The organism is Bordetella genomosp. 5, assembly GCF_002261315.1.
Taxonomy (GTDB): domain Bacteria; phylum Pseudomonadota; class Gammaproteobacteria; order Burkholderiales; family Burkholderiaceae_B; genus Bordetella.
In genome coordinates this window covers 157901-182562 of the sequence record NZ_NEVP01000006.1, presented here as the reverse complement: position 1 = coordinate 182562, position 24662 = coordinate 157901, and the positions used below count along the sequence as shown (strand labels likewise).

Below are 24662 nucleotides of genomic sequence, written 5' to 3'. Positions count from 1 at the left end.
CGCGCCTTCACCGCGGCGCGCACGGGCGCCGCCGCCTCAGTCCCCTTCCGCCTCGTGTGCCTGCGTGTTCGATACCGGCAGCGAAATCAGGCAATGCACGCCGTCCTCGCCCAGCGTGAACGTGGTGCGGGCATGCAACTGATACGGCAACGCGCGCTCGACCAGCTCGCGGCCCTGGCCCGAGCCCCGCGGGGCCGCGTCGGGCGCCGGCATCACGACGCCGCTTTCGCGCCAATCGATGTGCAGCCAGGGCTTGCCGTGCTCGCCGTGCGGCTCCAGGCGCCAGCTCACGGCCAGGCGTCCGCGCGGCTGGCCCAGCGCGCCGTATTTCACGGCATTGGTCGCCAGTTCGTGCACGGCCATCGCCAACATCTGCACGGTCGACGAGCGCAGCCGCACGCCGCTCGGGCCCTCGAGCGTCACACGGCTCGAATGCCCTTCGATGGCGGACAACTCCTCGCGGATCAGCTCATCGAACGCCACCCGGTCGTGATCGTTCAGACGTGACAGCAGGCCCTGCACGCGGCCCAGGGCATCCAGGCGGTCGCCGAAGCGGCGCCGGAAATCACGCAGATCCACGCTGGAACGCACCGTCTTGTCGGCCATCGAGCGCACCACCGCGAGCAGATTGCGCGTGCGATGCTGCAGCTCGGCCACCAGCACCCGCTGCCGGTCCTCGAAGTCGCGCCGCTCGGTGGTCTCGACGGTGGCGCCGATCATGCGCACCGGCCGGCGGGCCACGTCGTAAAAGAACCGGCCGCGCCCGTACAGCCAGTGCACCGACTTGTCCGGATGCACCACGCGGAACTCCTGCACATAGTCGCCGTGCGCCCCCATGGCATTGCGCAGCGCCGCTTCGGCCGCACCGCGATCGTCGGGATGAATGGGCGTCATCCAGGCCTCGTAGCTGGGCACCACGTCGCCCGGCACGTAGCCCGCCATGCGGTACAGCTGGTCCGACCAGTGCATTTCGCCGGTCAGGAGATTCCAGTCCCAGAGGCCCAGCTGGCCCACCTCGACCGCGCTGCGCAGACGATCCTCGCTCTCGCGCAGCGCGCTTTCGGCGCGCGCGCGCTCCACGGCGGCCCAGGTGCGCTCGGCCACTTCTTCGAGCAGCGCGACATCGCCGGCGCTCCAGTCGCGCGGCGCGTCCTGATGCACGCCCAGAAAGGCCACCAGCCGCCCCTCCTTCACGAGCGGCACCTTGATGAGCGCTGCCACGCCGACGCGCAGATACGCGGGCAGGTCCAGCGGCGACAACAAGTTCCACTGTTCGACATCGCGTACCGCCAGGGTGCGTCCGTTGCCCAGCGCCGTGCACGGCCCGATGCCGAACTCATCGAGGCGGAATTGCGTGGGTATCGCGCTCGCGAGGTCGCTCCGATATTCGGCGTTGACCGTCACCGACCCCGCCGGGTCGATCTCGGCATAGAACGCGCGGTCCACGCCGAGATACTCGCCCAACTGGCGCGCGGCCTCGCGCTGGATGGCCTGCGGCGACGCCAGCGGACGCAGCGCGTCGGCCAGCTTGAGCTGCATGCGCTGGCGCTCTTCCCGCTCGTGCAGCGCCTGCTGCAGCCGCTTTTGCTCGGTGACGTCGAGGTGGGCGCCCACCAGGCGCACGGCCCGGCCCTGCGCATCGCGTTCGATGTCCGCGCGTGCGTGGATCCAGCGCGTGTCGCCGTCGGAAGGCCGGATGATGCGATATTCGTTGTCGTAGAACGTGGCGTTACCGGCCAGCGCATCCATCAGGATCCGTTGCGAGCGCAACCGGTCTTCGGGATGCAGGCGCGCCAGCCATTGCTCGTGCGACTCTTCGATCGAATGCGGCGGCAGCCCGTGCAGGCGCAGATACTCGGGCGAGCGCCAGCTGCGCAGGCCGCCGGCCACGTCGATGTCCACGCCGCCCACTTCGCCGATGCGCTGAACCCGCGCCAGATCGGCCTCGCGCTCGCGCAGCCGGGCCTCGGCCTGTTTGCGCTCGTCGATATCGAGGTTCATGCCGAGCCACTTGACGATCTTGCCGTCGGGCGCGCGCACGGGCGCGGCGCGCACGTTGGTCCAGCGGTAGCCATGGCTGGCGGCATGCCAGAGCCGGAACTCCGCGTCCACGTTCGTGCCATGCGCCAGCGCCTCGCGCCAGGCGCCATCGGCCAGCGCCCGATCTTCGGGATGGATCGCGATGAGCCCGCCGTTATCGAGCCACTGCTCCACGGTCTGGCCGGTATAGCGGCGCCAGCTCGGGCTGTCGGCCACGATCCGTCCGTGGCTATCCGTTTCCCAGATCGCCTGCGCGATCCCTTCGATGAGGCCGATGTAGCGGTCTTCGCTGTGCTGCAGCGCGTCTTCGGCGTGCGCGAGGTCGTCCTGCGCGCGGCGCAATTGCAGGCTCACGCTGGCGGCGGCCGCCTCCTCGGGGTCGTACAGCAACTGGGCCAGCTCGCGATGGCGCCCCAGGAATTCAACCATGTCCGGCTCGATTTCGAGCTCAGGATGGGTATCGCTCCAGTGATGCGCCGCGCGGGTATAGGCCAGCAGCGCGTTCACCGGCTCGTAATAAACGTCGCCGATCAACTCGCGCACCGCCGCGCCGGCCCGCCGCGCGTGCTCCGGCGCGAGGAACATGAGCGTCAGCGCGTCGTAGAGCTGTGTGTCGAGATGCGAGCCCGGTTCGGGCAAGGGCCCCGGCGTGGGATATGCCTCGAGGGCCCGCAGCGAGCGCTCGGCGGCCGACGCGTCGGGCACGGGCCGCCGCAGCAACCCCAGGATCGCCTCCATGCTGAGCGGCACGGCTTGCGGATCGCCGGCGGCGTGGCCCTGCCCCGCCAGAAAGCCCGTATGGCGCACGATGCAATAGCGCGTGCGGCAGAAACGGGACAGGTAGACGAACAGCCGCTCCTTGAACAGGGACGGCAGCGGGTTGTCGATATAAGCCGAGCGGGCGAACGGCCAGAGCGGATGCACGCGGTCGTACGCGCCGGGCAATGCACGAAAGAAGTTGGGCAGCACGCCAAAGCGCTGGCGCACTTCCTGCTGGTACTGCAGTTCGTGTGAGGGATCTACACTTGCGGCCATCGGATTCCGTCTCGACCTCGGGTCAGCATGCCCGGACTCGATCGGTCCGTCGGATGCGCGTTTCCCTGATTCTAGATGGAACGCCGCGACGCGGTGATGGCGAAGCGCCGGCCAAGCCCCGCGGGCGACCCGCGACGAGGCGGGTGAGCGTTCATGGACCGCCGTGTTACCGCATAAAGCGTGCCGCGAATACGACGTCCGGTGTCCGGCTCAACGCCCCCGGCCCACCGGCAACAGCGGCGTGCTTGCCAGGCGGCGCGCGTTCGCCGTCGCCTTGGCGTGGATCGGCGCCAGCCCCTTGCCCAGCACGCCCAGCCCCGCCTGTTGCCACTGCCGGACGAACTGGCCGGTATTGCGCGAGCCCAGCCACGGGGCGAAGCAGGCCGCCCACCACTGCAGCGCGAGCGTCTGGCCGCTCACCATGCTGGCCCAGGCCATCGCGTTCCAGGCCTGCGCGAAGGCGCCGGCCTTTTCCATGCCCATGAGCGTGAATTCCTTGCGGTCGCGTTCCGACCAGGGGTGGCCCGCCAACGCCAGCCGGGTCATTCGATGCGCGATGACCTGCGGCGCGGCCAGCGCCAGTTCGGCGGTATTGCGGAATAGCGATGCGGCACTGCCGCGACGTCGGGATGCCATGGCGGAAACTCCTCGAGGACCGCACCGTTCGTGGCCGAGCCGGCCGCGGTGGAGGTGCGTGCCCCCGGGCGCAGCAAGCGCCATGCCGCAATGCAACATCGCGGAATCATTTCAGCGCGACGCCGGCGCCGGCCAGCACGCGGCGATAGGTCGCGATGTCCTCGGCCACGGTGCGGTCGACGTCCTGCGCGGGCGTGGCCGCGAGCGTGAAGCCCAGGTTCTCGAGCAAAGTGGCGGTCTCGGGCTCGCGCAGCACGGCGACCACGTCGCGATTGATGCGGTCGATCACCGGGCGCGGCGTACCGGCCGGCGCCGACAGCCCCTGCCAGCTCTCCACTTCGTAGCCGGGCAGCCCCGCCTCCTGCAGTGTGGGCACATCGGGCAGCGCCTTGGAACGATAGCGGGTGGTGACCGCCAGCGCGATCAACTTGCCGGTGCGCACGTTTTCGGTCGCGGCGGCCAGTGTGATCAGCATCGCGTCGACGTGGCCGCCCAGCAGATCCAGCGAGGCCGGGCCGCCGCCCGGATACGGAATCTGGTTGGTCCTGGCGCCGATCCGCTCGTTCAGCAGCTCCACCGCCAGGTGTTGCAGGCTGCCGGTGCCACCCGGCAGCGCCAGCGTGACTTCACCCGGGCGCTTGCGTACCAGTTCGGCAAACTCCTCGAAGGTCTTCACACCCAGGCCCGGCCGCACCACCAGCAGCTGCGGATTGGTGACCGCCTTGGTGACGCCGGTGAGGTCGCGTTGCGGATCGTAGCCGCGGCTGCTCTGCAGCGCGTTGAGGGAAAGCGAGTCGCCGCTCAGCAACAGTGTGTAGCCATCCGGCCTCGCATGCGCGACCGCGGCATTGCCGATGGCGCTGCTCGCGCCGGGCTGATTCTCGACCACCACGCTCTGCTGCCACTTCTCGCCCAGCCGCAGCGCAATCGTACGGGCGAGTTTGTCGGCACTGCCGCCCGCCGAGACCGGCACGATGATCTTGACCGGGCGGTTCGGAAAGCGCGCGGCATCCTCGCCGGGGACCGGCGCGGCGCCCGAGCCCGACCACAGCGCCAGTCCGGCCGCCACGGCCAGGACGGCACCCAGCCCACTTTTCAGAAACGTCTTGCGGTTCATGCTGCTGCTCCTGCGTCGAACACGTTCGGGTGGAATACGCGGTCGGGACAGGGAGACCGATCTCGGTTGCTCGTGCCCTCGTCCGGATGGCGCGTTGTCATGCAGGCAGGATAGGATCGCGCCGCGCGCCCCGCGAAATACCGATGCGCAATGTCTTCATGCGAAACCGCGCCCGAACCGCGCACAGCCAGCATTCATGCGGCACAATGCCGCATCCTCGAAAACCGGATATCCATATGCAGCCCACGTCCCTGCCGTCCGCCTCACGTGATTTCCTCGCGCTGGATGCGCTCGAGACCCGCGATCTGATGGCGATCCTGGAAGGCGCGCAGGACATGGCGCGCTGGTGGCAGGCGCGGCGCGTGCCGCAGGTGCTGGCAGGACGCCGCGTGGCGTTGCCGCCCGCCGGCAACTGGCGGCAGAACACCGCGCTCGAGGTCGGCGTGCAGGCGATGGGCGGCACCTGCGCCAGCGTGCCCGCCGATTGGGGCGACGCGGCACAGGCCGAAGACGCGGGCGCGACACTGGGCGCGTGGTTCGACGTGATCGTGACGGGCGCGCAGCAACTCCCCACGCTGCAGGCGCTCGCGGCCGCGGCGCCCTGCCCCGTCATCAATGCGGGCACCTGGCGCAATCAGCCGCTACCGGTGCTGGGCCATCTGGCCTGGCATCTGCACCGCAACGGTCGTCTCGATGGCATCAAGGTCTGTGCCGTGATGCCCGATTGCGCGCGCCTGCAATCCTGGATCGAGGCAGCGACGCTGCTGCCGATTACCGTGGTGCAGGTCTATGCCAGCCCGTGGCTGGCGCTGCGGCCGGCAGGCACGGCGCCGCGTTTTGTCACCAGCACCGACATGGGCGAGCTCCAAGACGCCGATCTGATCGTGACCGCGCCCGCGCCGCGCGATGCCGCGGCGACACTGCTGGCGCCGTTCCGGCTCAATGCCGCGCTGCTCGACACGCTGCGCCCCGACGTCGACGTGATCGCGGCGCCCGACAGCCATCCCGACACCTGCGATCCCGACACCTGGCGCCATGCGGCATGCACCGGGCCGCTGGCGCACGGCTACGCCCTCCATGCGCAGAACGCGCTGCTGGAGTGGGCGGCAAGCGGGCTATGAGGGGCAACGGGCCGACGGCGCGGCCCGTGAGCGGTCTTAGCGGTAGACCAGTACCGGCAGATCCGTGCCGGCCAGCACCTTCTGCGTGACGCTGCCCAGAAACACGGCGCTCAGCCCACTGCGGCCATGCGAGGCGATCGCGACCAGATCGCAGCCGCGCTCGCGCGCCGTGTCGATGATGGCTTCGGCGGGACTCATGGCGTTGACCGCCACCACGTCACACGTCAGGCCGGACGCGCTGGCGCGCTGGCCCGCCTGCGCCAGCCAGCTCTCGGTCTGCCGCCGCTGTTCGCGCTCGTATTCCTCGAGCGTGCCGCGCAACTGCACCGACTCGCCGCCGGGCGGACGCAGCGGCTGAATGACGCTGATCAGGGTCACGCGCGCGCCCAGCTTGCGCGCGAGCTCGAACCCCTGCACCACGGCCTTTTCGGCCAGATCGGATCCATCGGTGGGGATGAGAATGTGTTCGTACATACCGGTCTCCTGATGGAACGGGCGCGAGCCGCCCGCTCCCCTCGATACTACGGCAGTACGCCGACCCGTCGGCCAACACCTCTCGCACGACGCTTGCGGCCGATCAAACGCGGTGGCGGAACTCAGTCTTCGTGGGTCTCGTGCACGCCCACGGCGCCCTGCTTCCAGTAGCTCGACGCGCGCACCCGCTTCTTGTCCATGCCGTGCTGCTCGACCAGCACGCGGCGCACGTCGCGCGCCGCCGTCGATTCGGCGGCCGCCCACGCATAGCCTTCGCCCGGCGGCAAGGTCAGGCCGGCCACGGCATCCGCGAGGCCCGAGCGCGCGGCCCCGTCACGATGCAGCCACACGATGCGCGTCGCCGCCCGGCTGGCGAGCGCCAGCACGCCGCGGGCATCGATGACCTCGATCACCGCGATGGCCTGCGTGGTGGCGGGCAGCTCTTCCAGGCGGCGCGCGATCGCCGGCAACGCGCTGTCGTCGCCGACCAGCAGATGCCAGTCGAAGCCGGTCGGCACGACGAACGAGCCGCGCGGGCCGCCGATGGCGAGCGTGTCGCCGGCGCGGGCTTGCGCGGCCCAGCTGGTGGCGGGGCCGCTCGCATGCACCACGAAATCGATGTCGAGTTCGCGCCGCGCGGCATCGTAGCGGCGCGGCGTGTAATCGCGCATCACCGGCTTGGGCGCGTCGGCGGGAAACGCGAGGCCCTGCTCGCTCATCGTGGGCAGGACGGCGGCCTGCCCGGGCTCGGGCAGGAACAGTTTGACGTGATCGTCGAACGATGCCGACACGAAGTCGGCGAGGTCCTCGCCGGTGAGCGTCACGCGCACCATGTGCGGCGTGAGGGATTGCACGCGCTGCACCGTGAGCTGGCGCAGCTTGAGGGTGTGACGCACGCGCTCGACGGTGAGATCGGCGGCCGGGGTGGTGAGTGTCGTTTGATTCATGAATGTGATTCCGTATCGCGAGGGGCCCGCACGGCGGGCCGGGTACAGGCAAGCCGCGGCGTCATGGGGCGGCCTCGTCGGTGCCCGGCGCCTCGATGGCCCGCGTGGCCCGCGCCAGAATGGCGGCGATGCGGCGCTGCTCGGCGGGCGCGGCGCCCCCGCGCAACAGCAGCGCCTCGCGCAGCGCCATATGGGCGGCCACGTATTCGGGCGTCCAGCCGGTCTGGCGGTCGGCACCCTCGGCGTCGAGCTCGGGCTCGCCGGCCTCCATCGCACGGCGGATCCAGGCCATCTTGCGGCCCACATGCGCCAGCTTCGCCAGCAACAGCGCGACGCGCGCCTCGTGCGAGGCAAGGTGGTCGAGACCGGCGGCGGTCAGTGCGTAGCGCTTGCGGCTGCCCTCGCTCTGCGCCGTGGCGTAACCGGCTTCTTCGAGCCAGGTCAGGGTGGGGTAGATCATGCCGGGGCTGGGGGTGTAGTAGCCCTGGCTGCGTTCGCCGAGTGCCTTGATGAGCTCATAGCCATGGCTGGCTCCGTCGCGCAGCAGCGCGAGCACCATGAGCTGCAGATCCTCGGAGGAGAATTTGCGCCCGCGGGCCCAGCCGTGGTCGTCGCCGCCACGGCCGGGCTCGCGCCGGGACGTATGAAGGGAATGAGAACGAGCGGGCATGACGAACCTATGTCTTACGATATAGATCGTACGATATATCTTAAGATATATGTTCGTCAAACCACGCAGTGTGTGTCAGCGGCGTGATGGCCTCTGACGGACCGGCGCTCGGTGTAACCGGGCCGGCACGATATGCCGGCGGTCGCGGTCAGAGCAGGCCGAAGCGCGGCTCACCGGTGATCGGATGCACGTCGAGCACACCCGACAGCACCAGACGCGCGTGGTTCATCGCCTCGTCTTCGGAATCGAAGACGACGTTGCGCGGCAAAGGCCAGACGCTTGGCATGCCCTTGGACTCCGGCTTTTCCACGCAGAGTTCGATCGCGTAGCGCCCCTTGGGCGTACGCACCACCTTGCAATGCACCCGAAACGGGCCGAAATCACGCCAAACGCTCTTGCTCATAGGCTACCCCTCTCATGTGCGTGCGCGAACGGGCCCATCGGGCCCGTCGCGGCGTTATCGAAATAAACGGTGTTGCGCGGGCAGGCTCTATAGCCGACCCATAAGGACCAGGATGAGCAGTACGACCACCACAACGCCCAACAGGCCGCTCGGGCCATAGCCCCAGCCGCTGCTGTAAGGCCAGCTCGGCAGCGCCCCGATGAGGAGCAGAATCAACACGATCAAAAGTATGGTGCCCATTAGGATCTCCTTGTCCGTTATCTGGAAACGGGCCGCGCCGCCCCGACCCTGGGACAGACGCGGCCCCTCGGGTTAGCGATCAGCGTTGCTGATTGCCCTTGCCCGAGTCTTGTTGCCCGCTCTTATTGCCGCCGGCGGGATTGCCGGGCTGCTGCGGAGCATTCTTGTCGCGCATGTTTTCCTGGGCCTGTTGACGCTGGCCGGGATTCTGCGGTTTCTGCTGGTCGGGCTGACGCTGCTGACTCATGGTGTGTCTCCTGAGTGTTGACAGACAGGCGGTGATTCCGCCGAAGCCCCTTTCGCAAGTCGCGTGCCCGGGCCGGATGGCGCGTTGCAGGCGGCGACTTGCCGGCCCTGACCGGGCGGCCTTACGGCGCCGCCCTGCTGCCCCAGGCTCGCTCACTGCACCTTTTGCGGCGTCTCGGGTTCGCCCGGCGGCAGGTCGACTTCGGGCTCGTCGGTATCGGGATCGACGGGCAGATCGCCCGGGGGCGAGCCCGGCGGAATGGGATCGGGACGCGGCGGCACGTGCATGCGGAGCGTGTGCGCGGCGAGGCTATCGTTGGGCAGAATCAGATGAAGCATATCGGTCTCCTTGGACGCGGCGCACAGTGCGGTCGCACCGTCGCTCTCGCAAGTGTCATGCCCAGCCGGTGAAAAACATCGTGGGCATGACGCTTGCTCTGGGTGCCGTCTCGCACACTGGAGCCCGCCGCATGACCGCACCCCCACGGGAGTCACTCGCCCCATCGACCCCGGCCTCTGGCGCCGCTGACGCACCTCGCGCCGCGGGCGTGATCAAGGTCCTGACCGTCAACACGCACAAGGGATTCACGCAGTTCAACCGGCGCTTCATGCTGCACGAACTGCGGGAGGCACTGCGGCAGGCGGCGCCCGATGTCGTCTTTTTGCAGGAGGTGCTGGGCGAGCATCAGCGACATGCCGCGCGTCACACCGACTGGCCCACGACCTCGCAGTACGAATTTCTGGCGGACAGCCTGTGGCAGGACTTCGCCTACGGCCGCAACGCCGTCTATCCGCACGGCCATCACGGCAATGCGGTGCTCTCCAAGTATCCGATCATGCGTTACGACAATCACGATGTAAGCGAAGGCCCCCACGAGGCGCGCGGCCTGTTGCACTGTGTGCTCGCGGCGGGCGCCGATGGCGCCCCGGTGCACACGGTGTGCGTCCACCTGGGCCTGCGCGAATGGCAGCGCAAGCGGCAGATCGCGCGGCTGTGCAGCCTGATGGCGGAGCTGCCGGACAACGAGCCGGTGCTCGTGGCCGGCGATTTCAACGACTGGCGCCTGCGTGCCGAAAGCGTGATGCGCCGCTGCGGCGCCGCCGAGGTGTATGCCACGCGTTATGGCCGGCCGGCCAAGACCTTTCCGGCGCGTTGGCCGCTGCTGCGCCTGGACCGGATTTATGTTCGCAACGTGCGCAGCTGGCGCGCGCTGCCCCTGGCCTCGCGCCCGTGGTCGCAGCTGTCGGACCACGTGCCGCTCGCCGCGGAGATCTCGCTATGATGAACATGCCCTGGCGCGACGGCAACACGTTCAAGCTGCTCATCAATGGCGGCGAGTATTTCCCGGCGGTGATCGAGGCCATCGGACAGGCAAAGACCGAGGTGCTGGTCGAAACGTTCATCCTGTTCGACGACCCGGTCGGACAGGCGCTGCGCGAGGCGCTCATCGCGGCGGCCCGACGTGGTGTATCGGTGGACCTAACCGTCGACGGCTACGGCTCCGACGAACTGACCGAGCCCTTCATCAAAGGACTGACCGAAGCCGGCGTGCGGCTGCATGTGTTCGATCCGCGGCCGCGCATCCTCGGCATGCGGACCAACGTGTTCCGCCGCATGCACCGCAAGATCGTGGCGGTGGACGAGACCGTGGCCTTCATCGGCGGCATCAACTTCTCGGAAGACCACCTGATCGAGTCCGGGCCGGAGGCCAAGCAGGACTACGCCGTGCGTATCGATGGCCCGCTGGCCGTGGACCTGGCCAACTACGCGCGCGCGGCCCTGGGCCCGCGGCAACGGCGGCGCTGGCGCCGGCGCACCGCAACGCAGGCCGCGCCCGGCGCGGACGGCGTCGGCCGCCTGGTGGTGCGCGACAACGACACGCACCGCACCGACATCGAGCGCTACTACCGCGCCGGCATCCGCTCCGCCCGCGAAGACATCCTGATCGCCAACGCGTACTTCTTTCCCGGATTCAACCTGCTGCGCGATCTCGTGAAAGCGGCCCGCCGCGGCGTACGCGTGCGCCTGATCCTGCAGGGTGAGCCCGACATGCCGGTGGCGAAGTACGCCGCCAGCATGCTGTACGACTATCTCGCGCGCTCCGGCGTGCAGATCTACGAATACTGCGAGCGCCCCTTGCACGGCAAGGTCGCCTGCGTCGATGGCGCCTGGAGCACCATCGGCTCGAGCAACCTCGACCCCTTCAGTCTGGCGCTCAATCTCGAGGCCAATGTGGTGGTGCACGACACCGGACTCAACCAGGCGCTGCGCACGAGCCTGGAGACCCTGATCGCCGACCACTGCAAGCTGGCGCCGCGCCCGTCGCAGTCCGCGCGCCGTCTGCGCCGCCTCTGGTTCGGCGTCGTGATCTATCACTTCCTGCGTCGCTTCCCGGCCTGGGCGGGCAGCCTGCCCGCGCACAAGCCGCGACTCAAGACCCTGGGCCAACAGGCCGACGCCCTGCCGGGCGCCGACACCATCGACAGCGCCACGCCCCGCACCCCCTCGGAGGCGTCATGAACCCGCGCTTCCGCTTCCGGAGTCCGTCATGAGACACCTGCGTACGCACACCCTGCACCGCCTCCGGCGGCGCTGGCAAGGCCACTGGCCCCTCATCAAACGCGTGCTGATCGTGCTCGTGCTGCTGGTGGTGGGAGGACTGATCTTCCACGTGGCCCGCAGTATCGATTGGCCACAGGTGTGGAGCGCGATGCGCGACATCCCTTCGCGCAACATCGCGATCGCGGGCGGGCTGGTGGTGGCGGGCTATCTCGCCTATGCCAGCCTCGACCTGCTCGCCAAGCGCTACACGCGGCACAAGCTCCCGTCGCTGCAGGTCGCCGGCGTGGCCCTGGTGAGCTATGCCATGAACCTGAACCTCGGCGTGCTGGTGGGTGGCCTGGGCATGCGGCTCAGGCTCTACGCCAAACTCGGCGTGCGCAAGTCGGTGGCGACGCGCGTTGCGCTGTTTTCGGCGGCGACCAACTGGATCGGCTATGCCTTCGTGGGCGGCGCCGTGTTCGTCAGCGGCGCGGTGCCGGTCCCGGCCGATTGGGAGATCGGCCGTGGCGTGCTGCGCATCATCGGCGTGGTGATCCTGGTGCTGGGCGTGGTCTATATCGGCTACTGCGCCAGGGCGCGCCAACGCAGCTACCGCCTGTTCGGCCAGCATCTGGTGCTGCCCGGCGGGCGCATGGCGGTGGCGCAGACGCTGCTGGCCGCGCTGTCCTGGACCATCATGGGCACCATCATGTGGGTGCTGATGCAGGGCAAGGCCGACTACGCGGCCGTGCTGGGCGTGCTGTTGTGCACCAGTTTCGCCGCCCTCGTGACCCGCATCCCGGGCGGTCTCGGCACCACCGAAGCGATCTTCATGGCCGCGTTCGCGGGCCAGCTGCCCGGCTATCAGGTGCTGGGCGCCGCCCTCACCTACCGCGCGCTATACGCGGTCGTGCCGCTCGGGGTCGCGGTGCTGGCCTACGGCATCATCGAAACCCGGCTCGCCTGGCGTGCGCGTCACGGCGGCGGGCAAGTGCGGCATTCCTGATCCTGCGGGTGCGGCGGACGCGGGAGCCGTGTCTGCCGCAGCCACCCCGCTTCCTTCCACCCAATAAAAATCGCGGGACGCCGGTACTACCGGTCGTCCCGCGATGTTTTTGTACTGCGTGAATCAGGCGTGCGCTTCGGCGGCGCGATGCCAGGACTGCGACAGGCCTTCGTGCAGGGCGTGCGCGAGCTGGGCCAGACCGCTGTGCAGGTCGCCCTCGATATGCACCCGTACGCACGGACGTCCGCGCGCGCGCAGCTCCTCGAAATCGCCCTGCGCCTGCGCGGCCTGGATCACGCCGAAGTCCAGACCCTGGCCTTCGATGACCTCGGGCTTGGTATCCGCCGTGATGAGCAGGAACACACCGCCGGCCGGGCCGCCCTTGTGCAGCTGGCCGCTCGAGTGCAGATAGCGCGGACCGAAGCCGCCCACCGTGGCGCAGCCGCTGGCGTCGCGCAGCAGGCGGCGCAGCTGTTCGAGCCGGGCTTCGTTCGCGCGGCTGCGCGCGATGTAGGCCAGCACGGCGCCGTAGCCACGGCCGCGCAGCGCCACGAAGTGATGCGCCAGCAGCTCGGCGGCGGAACCCGCGCCGGTCGGCATGCCATAGAAACGCAGCTGGCCTTCGCGCAGCATCGGTTCCGCCACCGGCAAGGCGCCGTCCGTGCGCCACGCCTCGGTCAGTGCGCGGGCCCGCTGCTTAGCGGCCTCGACGTCGGGCTGGTCGAACGGGTTCACGCCCAGAATCGCGCCGGCGATCGCCGTGGCCACTTCCCAACGCAGAAACTCCTGACCGAGCCGCGCGGGATCCGCCAGTTCGAAGAGCACCACGGGATGACCGGCTTCGGCCAGTCGGATCGCACGCGAGCGCACGGCCAGACCGGCCTCGCCGGGCTCGATCAAGGCGATGAAGAGGCGGTCCTCGCCATAGTCTTCGCGCTCGCCGGCCGGCTCGCGGTCCACGGGGATCACACCCCGGCCATATTTACCGGTGGACTCCGCCAAAAGCTGTTCGAGCCAGGCACCGAAAGGCGCCAGACCCGGGGTGGCCAGGATCGTCGCCTTGTCGCGCCCGCACAGCGCCGCTTCGCCGACCAGCGCGCCCAGGAAGAGGCCGGGATTGCTCTCGGGATCGCGCAGCGCGCACGCGCGCAGCATCGGGCGCGCTGCCTTGAGGAATTCGGCCGGGTCGTGACCCAGCAGGCCCAGCGTCACGAGACCGAACGGCGTGAGCACGGAATTGCGTCCGCCGACCGTCGGCTCGCCCTGGAAAACGGCGGCGTAGCCACGCTCGCGGGCATGGGTTTCGAGCGGCGTGCCCGGATCGGTGATGGCGATGAAGCGCTTGCCCGCCTCGGCCTCGCCGAGCTCGGCGCACAGGCGCTCGTGGAAGTAATCGGCCAGCATGCGCGATTCGATCGTCGTGCCGGATTTGCTGGCGACGATGAACAGCGTGCAGCGCAGGTCGATGCGCTGCGCCACGGCCCGGATCTGGGCGCTGTCGGTGGTGTCGAGCACATGCACCCGCATGCCCTTGGCCGCCTTGCCCACGATGTCGACGAGCACTTCGGCGCCGAGGCTCGCACCGCCCATGCCGAGCAGCACGGCGTCGGTGGCGCCCTGGCCGCAGAGCGCCGCGCAGCGCGCGGCCAGCTCGCGCGTAAGCCGTTGCGGCCGGCGCAGCGAGGTCAGCCAGCCCAGCCAGTTGCCTTCGTCGGCGCCCGTCCAGAGGGTGGCGTCGGCACGCCACAGGCGTTCGGTCCAGTGGGCGCGGCGGGCCATGGCGAGCCGCTGAGTGAGCGCCATGCGCAAGGGCGTGGGCAGGCTGTAGGCAAAACGATTCAGCGTTTCGGCGCCGCGGGCAGGTTCATGCACCCGCAACACCGGTGCGCCCGCTACACGGGCGGGACCGCGCGAGTCGATGGAAGAAATCAGCGTGAGAGTCATGATGCGACGGCTCGGGGCCGCGGGAGGAGCCCGTAACCGGGCAATACAGCGGCTGTAGCAAGTCGTGTGCCCGCCGTTGCGGCGCAGCACCGCCGCCGGCCGCTTGTTGCGGCCCCGTTTCCTCTCCGTCGTGAGACTACAGGTACGAGGCTTGCTCTGACGCGTTCATGACGACGCCCACCCGTTCTTCCAGTTACGTCCCCGCGGCGCGCCGCGGCGTGGTCGTACCCTATCCCCGCGCCCAGGCGCCCAGCGAACACGAGCTCGCCTCGCAGGATCAGCTCGCGCGCCGCATTGCGGCATTGCTCGATCTCGATCCCGAGCCCGCCTATCGGCCGGCGCTGCGGCCGCGCTACGGCTCCGTGTATTACGTGCCCGCTCGTACCATCATCGGACGCGCCCGTGCCAGCACGCTCGGCATCGACGGCGAAACCGACCTCTACGGCGGCGTCGTTCCGCACGCCTATGTCGCCACCAAGTCCATCACGCACCCGTTGATCAACGCACGGGCGCGCGCGCCGTCGAGCTGGTCGCGCCGTCTGGGCGAGATGCTCGAGGGCGTCACGCTCGCCGGCTACACCGCGTTCAGCCTGGCCGATGCGCAACGCGCTGGCGTCACCCTGCTCGCGCGCGGCCCGATCCGGGTCAAACAGGTCGAGGCGAATGCCGGCCGGGGCCAGGAAGTGGTGGCGAACGCGGCAGAACTCGAGGCCGCGCTGGGCCGCCTGCAGGAGCCCGTCGTGCGCAGCCTGGGTCTGGTGCTGGAAGAAAATCTGGCCTCGCTCGAGACCTACAGCGTGGGCACGCTGCGCATCGGCACCCTGGATGCCGCCTATGTCGGCACGCAATCGCTCACCTCGGACAACCGCGGCGAACAGGTCTACGGCGGCTCGCGGCTGCGCGTCGTGCGTGGCGGCTGGGACGCACTGCTGGCCCAGACCACGCATCCCGATGAACGCCTGGCTATCCAGCAGGCCCGGGTCTACGACAGCGCGGTGCAGACCTGTTACCCCGCCCTGCTCGCGTCACGGCGCAACTACGACGTCGCGATCGGCGAGGACGAGGCCGGCGACAAACGCGCCGGCGTGCTCGAGCAATCGTGGCGCGCGGGAGGCGCGAGCATCGCGGAGATCGCGGCGCTCGAGGCCTTTGCCGATAACCCCACGCTGCAGACGGTGCAGTCGTATACGCAGGAGCGCTATGGTCAGCCTCAGGTGCAGCCGCCGCGCGGCCACCTGACCTTCCATGCCTACGACAGCACGGTGGGCTTCATTTCCAAATCGGGCGGGCTGAGTCCCGACCAACCCGAGGCCGAGGAGACCCGCCGTGGCGCCCAATAACAACACGATCGGCAATCGCACCGAAATCGCGGTGGAAGGCGCGCCGCCGCTGGCCGGCACGTTCCTCACGCCGCAGACCAAGGTGCCCGGCGTACTGTTCATCCACGGATGGGGCGGCAGCCAGGAATTCGACCTTACCCGCGCTCGCGGGATCGCCGCGCTCGGCTGCGTGTGCCTGACCTTCGACCTGCGCGGCCACGCCGCCACCGAAGCGCAGCGCCGCGAGGTCTCGCGCGAACAGAATCTGCATGACGTGCTGGCCGCGTACGACCAGCTTGCGGCGCATCCTTACCTCGACACCACCGAGATCGCCGTGGTCGGCAGCAGCTACGGCGGCTATCTCGCGACCATTCTGACGACGCTGCGCCGCGTGCGCTGGCTGGCGCTGCACGTGCCGGCGCTGTACCGCGACGAAGAATGGGACCGCCCCAAGGTCGAGCTCGACCGGGATGTCCTGCGCGAGTATCGCCAGCGCGATCTCGGCCCGGCGGACAATCGCGCGCTGGCCGCCTGCGCCGATTTCCCCGGCGACGTCCTGCTGGTGGAGGCCGAGCACGACACCTACATCCCGCATTCCACCATCATGAATTACCGCTCGTCGTTTCGGCGCGCCCACTCGATGACTCATCGCATCATCGACGGCGCCGACCATGCCCTGAGCGACAAGACGGCGCAGCGCGCCTACACGTCCGTTCTGGTCAATTGGGTGACCGAGATGGTGACCGGTGCTCGCCTGAGCGAACCCCGGCCCGTCCCCTGAGCGCTTGCCACCGACGCCATGGATACTGAAATCGAACACCTCGCCCGCTTCATGCGCGAACACGAACTGACGCTCGCCACGGCCGAATCCTGCACGGCGGGTCTGATCGCCGCCACCCTGGCCGACGTGCCGGGCGCCGGCTCGCTGCTGGACTGCGCCTTCGTCACCTACACCGTGCAGGCCAAGCAGCGCGAGCTCGGCGTGAGTGCGACGACGCTGCAGCGGCACAACCTGACCAGCGAGGCCGTGGCCCGCGCGATGGCACTGGGCGCGGCGCGCCGCAGCAGCGCGCGCATCGTGATCTCCAACACGGGCGTGACCGACGATACCGATCCCGACATCGCGCCCGGCACCCAGTGTTATGCCTGGGTGATCAAGGCCGGCGCGGCCGACGCCACGCCCGCCGTCTATACCGAGACCCGCGTGTTCTCGGGCAGCCGCAATGCGATCCGGCGCGCCAGCGCGACGTACGCCCTGCTGCAGATCCCGCGTCATGTGGAGGATTTTCTCAACGGCGGCACGAATGCGCGTGCCGCCTCTTCGGCCGGCCGCGCTTGACGGCCGCCACCACGTCAACGAAGGAGACGTCTCATGAATCAGCGCACGGATACCCAGGCCCAGAAGGACGCCGACAAACCGCAGACGGACGACACGGACCGCACCGAGCAGCAGAGCCACGGCAGCGAGCAGAATCGCAGCAAGAAGGATGGCCACACCTCTCAGATCGGCACCGGCGGCGATCAACAAAGCAGCCGTAATCGCGGCGGTGGCGCCCGCCGCCCCTGATCCCGGCCATCGCGTCCGACATGCCGGCCCGCCCCCGTGCGGCCCGGCGCAAAGAAAGATCGCCCGATTGCCGGGCGATCTTTTTACGTGGGCGCGTGGCACGCGCCAGCGTCAGCCGCGCGACTGTCGCAGCAGCTCGATGAAGGCGCGGTTGAAGGCCGGAATGTCGTCCGGCTTGCGGCTCGACACGAGCTTGCCGTCCTGCACGACCTCCTGATCCTGCCAGTCCGCGCCCGCGTTGCGCAGATCATCGGCCAGCGACGGCCAGCTGGTGAGCTTGCGCCCGCGCACCACCCCGGCCGAAATCAGCAGCCAGGCACCGTGGCAGATCACCGCGACGGGCTTGTTCGCCTCGACCATGGCGCGGGCGAAGGCCTGCGCCTTCGGATGCATGCGAATCTCGTCGGCATTGACCACGCCGCCGGGCAGCAGCAGCGCATCGAACTCCGACGGATCCGCCTCGGCCTGCGCGAAGGTCAGATCGACGTCGAAGCGGTCGCCCGGTTTGTCGTGGTGCATGCCCTGGATGGGGTCGGTCTTGGCCGAGATCAGGATGGTGCGCGCGCCCTCGGCACGCAGGGCATCGCGCGGCTCGGTCAGTTCGACCTGCTCGAAGCCGTCGACGGCCAGGATCGCGACGTTCAGATCTTTCAGTGTTGCCATGCTTGCTCCTTGTCATGTCGCCCGGCCGGACAGGCCGGGCCCGACCGCCTGGGCAGCAACCCCCATGCCTGCCCGGGCATGGCGCTTGCTTGAACGCCCGCCATGAATGCGCCCGAGCTCCTGCCCCTGCCCGCCGCCGCGGGCCTGGTCTACGCCGACGACAGCCGCCCCGGCTATCGCCGCCGGCGCGTGAACGCCAAGACCTTCCATTACCTGGATACCCGCGGCAAGCGCATCACCGACAAGGCGACGCTGGACCGCATTCGCATGCTCGCGATTCCGCCGGCCTACACCGATGTGTGGATCTGCCCCGACCCGCAGGGTCATATCCAGGCCACCGGCCGCGATGCGCGGGGCCGCAAGCAATATCGCTACCACCCCGAATGGACGACGGTGCGCGACGCACAGAAGTATGGTCAGCTGGCGGCGTTCGGCCTGTGCCTGCCGCGCATCCGTGCCCGCATCGAACGCGACATGGCGCTGCCCGGCCTGCCGCGCGACAAGGTCGCGGCCACGCTGGTGCGCCTGCTCGAGCTCACGCGTATCCGCGTCGGATCGCGCGAATACGCGCGCACCAACAAATCATTCGGGCTGACCACGCTGACGCGCCGTCACGCCCAGGTGGCGGGCGATCGCATCCGGCTGCGCTTTGTCGGCAAGAGCGGCGTGCCGCACGACGTGACCGTGGCCGACCGGCGCATCGCGCGGCTGGTGCGCCGCTGCATGGACCTGCCCGGCCAGCAACTGTTTCACTACATCGATGAAGACGGCGAGCCGCGCGCGGTGGATTCGGATCTGGTCAACGAATATCTGCGCGAGGCCAGCGGCGCCGACTTTACGGCCAAGCACTATCGCACCTGGGCCGGCACTCTCTACGCCTATGCCTCGCTGCGCGCGTGCTGCCTGCCGGCGCAAGCCGATGCCGAGGCGCCCGCGGCCACGCGCAAGCAGCTCACCGATGTGATCAAGCGGGTGGCGCAGCGGCTGGCGAACACGCCCGCCGTCTGCCGCGCGTGCTATATCCACCCTGCCGTGATGGAGGCCTATCTGGCGGGCACGCTGGCGCCCGATATGCGCGCGCCCGATACGCCGCGCGGCCTCGCCGCGGAAGAACGTCGCCTGCTTGCGTTCCTGCAAGCGCTGCCGGAACCGGAGGCGACATGTCCGCGCGAAAAGAAATCGTGATCAGGGAAGAAAGGCTGGCATGGCGGCTCGCCGCCATGCCGGGCGTCATCACGTCAGAAAATCGACGAGCGCGCGTTCTTGGCGTACGGCTGGGGATCGACGGGGTCGGCCCAGTTGGACTCGGTCTGGGTGTCTTCGGCGGGCTTGCTGCTTTCGCCCGCCTCGTCCACGGCGCGCTTGGCGACCGGGGGCGGCATGCGCGGCACATCGACCGGCCCGCGCGGCGGCAGGACCTTGGCATTGATGCTCACGCTCTGGTCGTCGGGCGCCGGCGCCGGAGCGCCACCGCTGACGGACTTGCCAGTGGGTTTCGCGTTGGATGTCATGACGTTCTCCTTGGGGGTAGATACATGCAATACGGCCATGCGTGGCGGCCGGTACGAGGTCGCGCGACGCTGTCTCAAACGCCTCGAGCAATTCCCGTACCCTGGTTCGTTTGTACAGGATCGGGGGCAGGCGCGCCAGTTGCTGAACAAAGCCTTACAGCCGCGGTCCAATCGGACCAGGGCCGGCATTCCGGGTTAACCACGAGCAGAGAGGAGCACGCCGACGTGATCACGACCCCCACCCTTCGAGCCTGGGCCCAGGCTTGCACCGACCTCATCGAGGTGCCGCAATGAACCCCTCCCGCTTCACCGCCGCGCTCCAGGCCCGCCTTGCGCGCGTCACCGTGCTGGCCCGCTTCGCGGCGGGCCGCCTCGGTCAGTATGCCGAGCTGCTGCATATCGAAATGGCGATGTACCGCCAATCCCTGGTGCGCTCGCTGATCGCCCTGGTCGCGCTCGTGCTGACCGGCATGGGCGCCGCCGCCTTCATCTCGATTGCCGCCCTGGTGCATTTTTGGGACACGCCGTGGCGCCGCATGACGGCCTGGATCATCGCGGGCGTGTGGTTCGCCATCGCGCTGATCAGCTTCCTGATCGTGCGCCGTGGTGTACCCGATGGCCTGCCGTTCCAGAGCGTGGGTGAGCAGATGCGCCTGGATGCCGACACCCTGCGTGACGCCATGCAGCGTCCGACCGCCCCGGACGTGGTCGTCCGCGGCCCCGCACCCCGCCCCTCGGAACCCGCCCACCGGAGCCAGCCATGAGCCAGATCGATCTCGCCGCCGAGCGCGCCCAGCTGCTCGCGCGCATGGAAGAACAACGCCGGCAACTGGCCGAGCAACCCGACCGCACGCCCGGTCCCGCCACGCCCGACACCACGCTGCAGGTCGGGCGCACCGCGCGGGCCCTCGTCATCGGCCTTGTCGCTGTCAGCGGCTGGCCCCGTTTTCTCAAGATGCCCGCCCGCGCGGCCACTTCGGTGTGGCTGCGTGACCGGATCGCCGGACTGGTACGATCGGGTGTCACTTTTCCCCGGCAGAAACTCAGGAGAGAAACCATGGAATCCACGTCGACCCCGCCCACCGGCACGCCGCTGAATGCCACGGGCGCCGAGGCCACCCGTTCGCGCCGTGGCGGCGCACGCCAGTTGCTCGAGGATCTCGACACCACGCTGCGCGAATCGGGTCACGAAGACATCGAAGTGCTCAAGACCCGTCTGCGTGCCCAGCTCGAAGACGCCCGCGAGGCCCTGAACGAAGCCGGCGGCAGCGCCAACGAGATCATGCGTGCCTCGGTCGATTGCACCGAGCAATACGTCCGCACGCATCCCTGGCAAGCCGTGGGCTGGGCCGCCAGCGCCGCTTTTCTGTTTGGCGTGATCGTCGGCCGCCGCTGAGCCGCGCTCCCGGATCACGCATCCAACAAAATGGCCGGAGGCGATATCGCCTCCGGCCATTTTCTTATCTGTGCATCGTGTCAGCCGCGCATCGTCTGGGCATCGCATCGTGTCAGCTGCGCATCGTCTTGTCCGCGCAGAGATCACCAGAGGTTGGTGAACGCCTTGCCCATCTCGCGCACGGCGCCGGTGAAGCCTTCGGACGCCCCTTCGGCCGACACGCCCACGGCACGGGCGAAGCCGCCCGCGACGCGCTGCGGCAGGCTCTGCTGCAAGGCGAACTTCGGATCGTCCAGGCTGCCCTTGACGGTGAAGTCGAACCGCACCGTGTCGTTACGGTCGGCCATCGCGCTCAACACCGCCTGGCGCGGCAGCGCGAAGATGCTGCCCTCGTCGCCGAAGCGCACCTTGGTGAGCGCCAGCGTGCCGTTGGCCTGCAGCGCGTGGTCGCGCACATCGGTGCGCATGTCCAGATCGATCAGCCCGCCCGTGATGGGCGCGCTGTGCGAGAGCTGCAGATACGGCGCCACCTGGGCGGCCGGCATGTGCCGCACCGCCAGCCGCAGATCGGCGTCCTGGCCCTTGCCGCGCACCCAGCCCACCAGGGCCGCCATGCCGCGCTGACCCTCCGGGCCCTTGGCCGTCACGCCTTCGAAGCGCACGTCCATGCGCTCGTCGCCCGCCGGCACCGCCAGCGGCGTGAGCTCGATGCGGGCCTGCTCGAACACCATTTCGTGGCCGTTCTTGGATACGGTCTGGTCGCGATAGCGCATCGTGCCGTCGGTCAGCACCACGCGGCCGGCCCAGGCCGGGCGCGGCTGGCCGTCTTCGCCGCGGGCGATGGCCAGGGCGCGCGCCAGCGAAGGCGCCACGTGCAGCGTGCCTTCGCTGTCGCGCAGCACTTCCATGTCGTAGCCGCGCACCAGCACGCGCTCGAACACGGCCTGATGGGTCAGGAATTCGCGCCAGCGCGGCACCAGCACCACCCGCTCGGCGCGGGTGGGCGCCTGGCCGGCGGTGCCGGGCAGGACCACATCGGTCAACACGATCTCGTTGGGCCGCACGCGGACGTCACCGACCTGGCCGCGCGGGCCCACGATGCTGTCCACCCGCAGTTCGACGACGCGAACGACCAGGAACGCCAGGATGCCGGCGATGGCCAGCAACAGCAGCGTGGTGGCGGTCAGTGCCGACAGCACGCGGCACAGCACGGGATATTGACTGATGCCGCAACCGCGGGCGGCACTGCGGTCTGCGGTTCCGCGCAAGTCGCGGTCGGGAGTAATGGCGTCCATGTCAGGCATCCTCAAGGGTCGAGGGGATGGGGCAGCGGTGGGAGTCGCGGGGTGGGTATGAACCTGACTTCGTCCTGACCACGCGGCGAATGTGGCGCTCTAAGAGCAACTGCCGTGCCCGGCCGACGGCATGCGTCTTGCGGCCCGGTCAGCGTGCGCTTCGCATTCCCCCCTACACCGACACTCCCAAGGAGACCGAACCATGGCAAAGCCTACCGACGGCAAGCACCGCGACCAGGCCGATACGACCGCAGGCCGCCAGCGCGCACTGCAGGATCAGCAGGACGAGCGTGACGCCGCCCGCGGCGACAACGGCGAGGACGACGCCGCGCAGGCCGGCTCGCGCAAGCAGCCCGAGCCCCCCTTGCCCGAACAGCATCTGGACAAGCCCGGCAATGAGCACGAGCTGGCGCTGGCACCCCGCTTCGAAGCGCCGCACTACAAGGGCAGCGGCAAGCTGGACGGCATGAGCGCGCTGATCACCGGCGCCGACTCCGGTATCGGCCGCGCCGTGGCGGTGCTGTTTGCCCGCGAGGGGGCCGACGTCGCCATCGCTTACCTCGACGAGCACGAAGACGCCAGGGAGACCGCGCGCCACGTCGAGGCCGAGGGCCGCCGCGCGATCCTCATTCCCGGCGACGTGCGCGATCCCAAGTTCGCGGAGAAGGCCGTGGGCGATACGATCTCGGCATTCGACCGGCTCGACATCCTCGTGAACAACGCCGCGTTCCAGGAGCACGCCGAGTCGCTGCTCGAGCTCAGCGACGCCCGCATCGACGAGACGCTGCGGACCAATATCTACGGCTATATGCAGATGGCGCGCGCCGCCCTGCCCCATCTGAAGGAAGGCTCGTCCATCATCAATACGGGCTCTGTGACGGGCCTGCGCGGTAGCGGCCAGCTGATCGACTACTCCACGACCAAGGGCGCCATCCACGCATTCACGCGGGCGCTCGCCGCGAACCTGGCCAAACAGGGTATCCGGGTGAATGCGGTGGCGCCGGGTCCCGTGTGGACGCCGCTCAACCCCGCGGATCGCCCCGCCGAGGAAGTGGCTGAATTCGGCAAGAAGACGGATCTGGGCCGGCCGGCCCAGCCCGAGGAGATCGCGCCGGCCTATGTATTCCTGGCGGCGCCCTGCTGCGCGAGCTATATCACCGGCATCGTGCTGCCCATCACGGGCAGCGCCGGGGATTGATGCCTCGCTTACTTCTGGGGCGCCCCGCCGCCGGGGCCGGCCGTGCCGGCCGCCGGTGCGGTGCGTGACGCCGGCGACACCGCCGGCGCTTCCCCGCGCGGCGTCGGCGCCACGGTATCGGCGGCCGGCGTGCGAGCCGGCGTCTGGAGCGCCTGGGCACGCGTGCGCTGTTCGGCCAGTTGCGCGGCCGCGCGTTTGGCCGCATCCCGGATCGCGGGATCCGCGCCATGCTTCATGGCGGCGTCGTAGGCCGGCAGTGCCTCGCCCAGGGGCCCCACGACGGCGTCGTTTAGATAGCGCTGATCGAATGCCGCGCCACGTGCATCCTTGAGATCGCCCAGCAGGCCGGCATAGGCGCCGGTCGGTGCGGGCGCGGTCTTGCCGATATAGGGCTGCCAGGCCTGCAAGGTTTCGCGATGCTGGGCCTGCATCTGGCGTGCGAAAGCCTGCACGTCGCCGGCGGCGGCGCGCGACTGAGCCAGCTCGGCGGCTTCGATCTGAAACTGCGACAGCGCGACGGCCCGCGCAATGAACTGGCCGTCATCGGCATTCGGCGCGGCCGCCCGGCATGCCGCGCCGATCAGCAGCGCGGCGGCGATCAGCGGAAGACGCAGGGCGTTCATGGAAAGCTCCTCGTGGCGACGCCGGCCGGCCCCGCCGGCTGCGGATCCTGGCGAACCACCGTCTCCGGCTCGCGCTCGGGCGCGACCAGCGGATCGAAATCGACCCAGCGGCCCTCGCGCCAGCGCCCTTGCGCCCGCTCGACGTCCTGGCCGCCGGCGCCTCGCAGAATGCGCACGGCGTCAGGCTCCTGCTGCGGCGTGACGTGCAGGGCCAGCAGCACGCCGGCCGGCCGGACCTCGGGGTGGCCTGCGTCGTCCAGCGGCGCGCCAGGCGCGCCGCGGCGCTTCTTGCGGCCGATGATCCACATCGCGCCGCCGAGCGCGCCCAGGTAGCCGCCCACACCGGCGCCGGCCACGATGGCCACGATAGAGCCGCTCACGCGCATGCCCAGCACGCCGCCGACCACCGCGAGAATCAGCCCCAGCACGGCCGCGCCGGCGATCGCGCCATACTGCGCCCCAGCCGAATCGGGATCGGCCGTGCGGTCGCCGCCCAGGGGGTGACGCGCGTGGCCGCCCGGCGTATTCACATAAAAGGTATGTACGTCATCCTCGCCGAAGCCGGCCGCGAACAATTTCTGCGCGGCGAGTTCGGCGTGGTCGAAGGTCTGGAAGCGTGCTGCGACAATCAAGGACATGACAGCCTCCTGGAGTCTGCGGCCGGTGCCA

At 69.3% G+C, this 24662-nt stretch carries 28 protein-coding genes; 12 read left to right on the top strand and 16 right to left on the bottom strand.

Features of this window, described 5'->3' with window-relative positions:
• Positions 1-36 precede the first annotated feature (36 nt).
• From CAL25_RS09655 to CAL25_RS09645, 3 genes are all read right to left on the bottom strand, one after another.
• Positions 37-3075, bottom strand: a complete 3039-nt coding sequence (locus CAL25_RS09655) for a PAS domain-containing sensor histidine kinase (RefSeq protein WP_094799754.1) — start codon at positions 3073-3075, stop codon at positions 37-39.
• Positions 3076-3285: 210 nt separating this feature from the next.
• The gene (locus tag CAL25_RS09650) at positions 3286-3711 is read right to left on the bottom strand and encodes a polyhydroxyalkanoate granule-associated phasin (RefSeq protein WP_094799753.1); all 426 of its coding nucleotides are present in this window, start codon (positions 3709-3711) and stop codon (positions 3286-3288) included.
• A gap of 106 nt (positions 3712-3817) precedes the next feature.
• The gene (locus CAL25_RS09645) at positions 3818-4828 is read right to left on the bottom strand and encodes a tripartite tricarboxylate transporter substrate-binding protein (protein ID WP_094799752.1); all 1011 of its coding nucleotides are present in this window, start codon (positions 4826-4828) and stop codon (positions 3818-3820) included.
• A 236-nt stretch (positions 4829-5064) separates the two neighbouring features.
• On the opposite strand from CAL25_RS09645, the gene CAL25_RS09640 reads away from it, so the two are divergent.
• A complete protein-coding gene (locus CAL25_RS09640; RefSeq protein ID WP_170948455.1) occupies positions 5065-5949 on the top strand; it encodes an ornithine carbamoyltransferase in 885 nt (294 codons plus the stop codon).
• Between the two features lie 36 nt (positions 5950-5985).
• Here CAL25_RS09640 and CAL25_RS09635 read toward each other — a convergent pair whose 3' ends face one another.
• The 7 genes from CAL25_RS09635 to CAL25_RS09610 all read right to left on the bottom strand — a co-directional run bounded on the left by CAL25_RS09635 (position 5986) and on the right by CAL25_RS09610 (position 9268).
• Positions 5986-6423, bottom strand: coding sequence for a universal stress protein (locus tag CAL25_RS09635; RefSeq protein ID WP_094799750.1), 438 nt, complete (start codon positions 6421-6423; stop codon positions 5986-5988).
• 122 nt (positions 6424-6545) lie between these two features.
• Positions 6546-7370, bottom strand: coding sequence for a siderophore-interacting protein (locus tag CAL25_RS09630; RefSeq protein ID WP_094799749.1), 825 nt, complete (start codon positions 7368-7370; stop codon positions 6546-6548).
• 61 nt (positions 7371-7431) lie between these two features.
• Positions 7432-8040, bottom strand: a complete 609-nt coding sequence (locus CAL25_RS09625) for a PadR family transcriptional regulator (protein ID WP_094799748.1) — start codon at positions 8038-8040, stop codon at positions 7432-7434.
• 148 nt (positions 8041-8188) lie between these two features.
• Positions 8189-8443: a hypothetical protein gene (locus CAL25_RS09620; protein WP_094799747.1), complete on the bottom strand. Its 255-nt coding sequence runs from the start codon at positions 8441-8443 to the stop codon at positions 8189-8191.
• 87 nt (positions 8444-8530) lie between these two features.
• Positions 8531-8689 (bottom strand): DUF3309 family protein, encoded by a 159-nt coding sequence (locus CAL25_RS09615; RefSeq protein ID WP_212590903.1) that lies wholly within the window; start codon positions 8687-8689, stop codon positions 8531-8533.
• Between the two features lie 73 nt (positions 8690-8762).
• Positions 8763-8930: a hypothetical protein gene (locus CAL25_RS24200; RefSeq protein ID WP_170948454.1), complete on the bottom strand. Its 168-nt coding sequence runs from the start codon at positions 8928-8930 to the stop codon at positions 8763-8765.
• A gap of 152 nt (positions 8931-9082) precedes the next feature.
• A complete protein-coding gene (locus CAL25_RS09610; protein WP_094799745.1) occupies positions 9083-9268 on the bottom strand; it encodes a hypothetical protein in 186 nt (61 codons plus the stop codon).
• 269 nt (positions 9269-9537) lie between these two features.
• Between CAL25_RS09610 and CAL25_RS09605 the strand changes: the two genes are divergently transcribed.
• From CAL25_RS09605 to CAL25_RS09595, 3 genes are read left to right on the top strand one after another with little or no spacing between them, the layout of a single operon-like run.
• Positions 9538-10212 carry an endonuclease/exonuclease/phosphatase family protein gene (locus CAL25_RS09605; RefSeq protein ID WP_249279039.1) on the top strand — a complete coding sequence of 225 codons (675 nt, stop codon included), beginning with the start codon at positions 9538-9540 and terminating at the stop codon, positions 10210-10212.
• Positions 10212-11450 (top strand): cardiolipin synthase ClsB, encoded by a 1239-nt coding sequence (gene clsB / locus CAL25_RS09600; RefSeq protein WP_094800201.1) that lies wholly within the window; start codon positions 10212-10214, stop codon positions 11448-11450. Before CAL25_RS09605 ends, clsB begins: the two co-directional genes overlap by 1 nt.
• A gap of 28 nt (positions 11451-11478) precedes the next feature.
• On the top strand, positions 11479-12477 hold the full coding sequence (locus tag CAL25_RS09595) for a lysylphosphatidylglycerol synthase domain-containing protein (protein ID WP_094799743.1): 999 nt from the start codon (positions 11479-11481) through the stop codon (positions 12475-12477).
• Positions 12478-12600: 123 nt separating this feature from the next.
• Here the strand turns inward: CAL25_RS09595 and CAL25_RS09590 are convergent, their stop codons facing one another.
• A complete protein-coding gene (locus CAL25_RS09590) occupies positions 12601-14421 on the bottom strand; it encodes a hypothetical protein (RefSeq protein ID WP_094799742.1) in 1821 nt (606 codons plus the stop codon).
• 167 nt (positions 14422-14588) lie between these two features.
• Between CAL25_RS09590 and CAL25_RS09585 the strand changes: the two genes are divergently transcribed.
• Genes CAL25_RS09585 through CAL25_RS24195 form a run of 4 tightly spaced genes read left to right on the top strand, consistent with a single transcriptional unit; the run spans position 14589 to position 17307 of the window.
• A complete protein-coding gene (locus CAL25_RS09585; protein ID WP_094799741.1) occupies positions 14589-15761 on the top strand; it encodes a DUF3182 family protein in 1173 nt (390 codons plus the stop codon).
• Positions 15762-15768: 7 nt separating this feature from the next.
• Positions 15769-16521: an alpha/beta hydrolase family protein gene (locus CAL25_RS09580; RefSeq protein ID WP_141217923.1), complete on the top strand. Its 753-nt coding sequence runs from the start codon at positions 15769-15771 to the stop codon at positions 16519-16521.
• An 18-nt stretch (positions 16522-16539) separates the two neighbouring features.
• Entirely contained in the window at positions 16540-17079 is a 540-nt protein-coding gene (locus CAL25_RS09575; protein WP_170948453.1) for a CinA family protein, read from the top strand.
• A 33-nt stretch (positions 17080-17112) separates the two neighbouring features.
• Entirely contained in the window at positions 17113-17307 is a 195-nt protein-coding gene (locus CAL25_RS24195) for a hypothetical protein (RefSeq protein WP_170948452.1), read from the top strand.
• A gap of 111 nt (positions 17308-17418) precedes the next feature.
• On the opposite strand, the gene CAL25_RS09570 is transcribed toward CAL25_RS24195, so the two are convergent.
• Complete coding sequence (locus CAL25_RS09570) at positions 17419-17970, bottom strand: type 1 glutamine amidotransferase domain-containing protein (RefSeq protein WP_094799740.1); 552 nt, start codon at positions 17968-17970, stop codon at positions 17419-17421.
• A 102-nt stretch (positions 17971-18072) separates the two neighbouring features.
• Between CAL25_RS09570 and CAL25_RS09565 the strand changes: the two genes are divergently transcribed.
• Positions 18073-19155 (top strand): DNA topoisomerase IB, encoded by a 1083-nt coding sequence (locus CAL25_RS09565; RefSeq protein WP_094799739.1) that lies wholly within the window; start codon positions 18073-18075, stop codon positions 19153-19155.
• Between the two features lie 53 nt (positions 19156-19208).
• Here CAL25_RS09565 and CAL25_RS09560 read toward each other — a convergent pair whose 3' ends face one another.
• Entirely contained in the window at positions 19209-19481 is a 273-nt protein-coding gene (locus tag CAL25_RS09560; protein ID WP_094799738.1) for a hypothetical protein, read from the bottom strand.
• Positions 19482-19771: 290 nt separating this feature from the next.
• Between CAL25_RS09560 and CAL25_RS09555 the strand changes: the two genes are divergently transcribed.
• Positions 19772-20245 carry a hypothetical protein gene (locus CAL25_RS09555; protein ID WP_094799737.1) on the top strand — a complete coding sequence of 158 codons (474 nt, stop codon included), beginning with the start codon at positions 19772-19774 and terminating at the stop codon, positions 20243-20245.
• Positions 20242-20877, top strand: coding sequence for a DUF883 family protein (locus tag CAL25_RS09550; protein WP_094799736.1), 636 nt, complete (start codon positions 20242-20244; stop codon positions 20875-20877). The genes CAL25_RS09555 and CAL25_RS09550 overlap by 4 nt, the downstream gene beginning before the upstream one ends.
• Before the next feature lie 143 nt (positions 20878-21020).
• On the opposite strand, the gene CAL25_RS09545 is transcribed toward CAL25_RS09550, so the two are convergent.
• Positions 21021-22172, bottom strand: coding sequence for a DUF748 domain-containing protein (locus CAL25_RS09545; protein WP_170948451.1), 1152 nt, complete (start codon positions 22170-22172; stop codon positions 21021-21023).
• A 202-nt stretch (positions 22173-22374) separates the two neighbouring features.
• Between CAL25_RS09545 and CAL25_RS09540 the strand changes: the two genes are divergently transcribed.
• Positions 22375-23370: an SDR family oxidoreductase gene (locus CAL25_RS09540; protein ID WP_094799734.1), complete on the top strand. Its 996-nt coding sequence runs from the start codon at positions 22375-22377 to the stop codon at positions 23368-23370.
• A gap of 8 nt (positions 23371-23378) precedes the next feature.
• On the opposite strand, the gene CAL25_RS09535 is transcribed toward CAL25_RS09540, so the two are convergent.
• The gene (locus CAL25_RS09535; RefSeq protein WP_094799733.1) at positions 23379-23993 is read right to left on the bottom strand and encodes a DUF4142 domain-containing protein; all 615 of its coding nucleotides are present in this window, start codon (positions 23991-23993) and stop codon (positions 23379-23381) included.
• Positions 23990-24631 (bottom strand): hypothetical protein, encoded by a 642-nt coding sequence (locus CAL25_RS09530; protein WP_249279010.1) that lies wholly within the window; start codon positions 24629-24631, stop codon positions 23990-23992. Before CAL25_RS09530 ends, CAL25_RS09535 begins: the two co-directional genes overlap by 4 nt.
• Between the last annotated feature and the right edge of the window lie 31 nt (positions 24632-24662).

Excerpts from the sequence above, each read along its gene's own strand:
- CAL25_RS09555 (WP_094799737.1), top strand. The coding sequence starts at position 19,772 with ATGAACCCCTCCCGCTTCACCGCCGCGCTCCAGGCCCGCCTTGCGCGC.
- CAL25_RS24195 (WP_170948452.1), top strand. The coding sequence starts at position 17,113 with ATGAATCAGCGCACGGATACCCAGGCCCAGAAGGACGCCGACAAACCG.
- CAL25_RS09655 (WP_094799754.1), bottom strand. The coding sequence starts at position 3,075 with ATGGCCGCAAGTGTAGATCCCTCACACGAACTGCAGTACCAGCAGGAA.
- CAL25_RS09535 (WP_094799733.1), bottom strand. The coding sequence starts at position 23,993 with ATGAACGCCCTGCGTCTTCCGCTGATCGCCGCCGCGCTGCTGATCGGC.
- CAL25_RS09565 (WP_094799739.1), top strand. The coding sequence starts at position 18,073 with ATGAATGCGCCCGAGCTCCTGCCCCTGCCCGCCGCCGCGGGCCTGGTC.
- CAL25_RS09650 (WP_094799753.1), bottom strand. The coding sequence starts at position 3,711 with ATGGCATCCCGACGTCGCGGCAGTGCCGCATCGCTATTCCGCAATACC.
- CAL25_RS09545 (WP_170948451.1), bottom strand. The coding sequence starts at position 22,172 with ATGGACGCCATTACTCCCGACCGCGACTTGCGCGGAACCGCAGACCGC.
- CAL25_RS09560 (WP_094799738.1), bottom strand. The coding sequence starts at position 19,481 with ATGACATCCAACGCGAAACCCACTGGCAAGTCCGTCAGCGGTGGCGCT.
- CAL25_RS09610 (WP_094799745.1), bottom strand. The coding sequence starts at position 9,268 with ATGCTTCATCTGATTCTGCCCAACGATAGCCTCGCCGCGCACACGCTC.
- CAL25_RS09595 (WP_094799743.1), top strand. The coding sequence starts at position 11,479 with ATGAGACACCTGCGTACGCACACCCTGCACCGCCTCCGGCGGCGCTGG.
- clsB (WP_094800201.1), top strand. The coding sequence starts at position 10,212 with ATGAACATGCCCTGGCGCGACGGCAACACGTTCAAGCTGCTCATCAAT.
- CAL25_RS09605 (WP_249279039.1), top strand. The coding sequence starts at position 9,538 with ATGCTGCACGAACTGCGGGAGGCACTGCGGCAGGCGGCGCCCGATGTC.
- CAL25_RS09570 (WP_094799740.1), bottom strand. The coding sequence starts at position 17,970 with ATGGCAACACTGAAAGATCTGAACGTCGCGATCCTGGCCGTCGACGGC.
- CAL25_RS09530 (WP_249279010.1), bottom strand. The coding sequence starts at position 24,631 with ATGTCCTTGATTGTCGCAGCACGCTTCCAGACCTTCGACCACGCCGAA.
- CAL25_RS09585 (WP_094799741.1), top strand. The coding sequence starts at position 14,589 with ATGACGACGCCCACCCGTTCTTCCAGTTACGTCCCCGCGGCGCGCCGC.
- CAL25_RS09625 (WP_094799748.1), bottom strand. The coding sequence starts at position 8,040 with ATGCCCGCTCGTTCTCATTCCCTTCATACGTCCCGGCGCGAGCCCGGC.
- CAL25_RS09640 (WP_170948455.1), top strand. The coding sequence starts at position 5,065 with ATGCAGCCCACGTCCCTGCCGTCCGCCTCACGTGATTTCCTCGCGCTG.
- CAL25_RS09550 (WP_094799736.1), top strand. The coding sequence starts at position 20,242 with ATGAGCCAGATCGATCTCGCCGCCGAGCGCGCCCAGCTGCTCGCGCGC.
- CAL25_RS09645 (WP_094799752.1), bottom strand. The coding sequence starts at position 4,828 with ATGAACCGCAAGACGTTTCTGAAAAGTGGGCTGGGTGCCGTCCTGGCC.
- CAL25_RS24200 (WP_170948454.1), bottom strand. The coding sequence starts at position 8,930 with ATGAGTCAGCAGCGTCAGCCCGACCAGCAGAAACCGCAGAATCCCGGC.
- CAL25_RS09620 (WP_094799747.1), bottom strand. The coding sequence starts at position 8,443 with ATGAGCAAGAGCGTTTGGCGTGATTTCGGCCCGTTTCGGGTGCATTGC.
- CAL25_RS09630 (WP_094799749.1), bottom strand. The coding sequence starts at position 7,370 with ATGAATCAAACGACACTCACCACCCCGGCCGCCGATCTCACCGTCGAG.
- CAL25_RS09635 (WP_094799750.1), bottom strand. The coding sequence starts at position 6,423 with ATGTACGAACACATTCTCATCCCCACCGATGGATCCGATCTGGCCGAA.
- CAL25_RS09590 (WP_094799742.1), bottom strand. The coding sequence starts at position 14,421 with ATGACTCTCACGCTGATTTCTTCCATCGACTCGCGCGGTCCCGCCCGT.
- CAL25_RS09540 (WP_094799734.1), top strand. The coding sequence starts at position 22,375 with ATGGCAAAGCCTACCGACGGCAAGCACCGCGACCAGGCCGATACGACC.
- CAL25_RS09575 (WP_170948453.1), top strand. The coding sequence starts at position 16,540 with ATGGATACTGAAATCGAACACCTCGCCCGCTTCATGCGCGAACACGAA.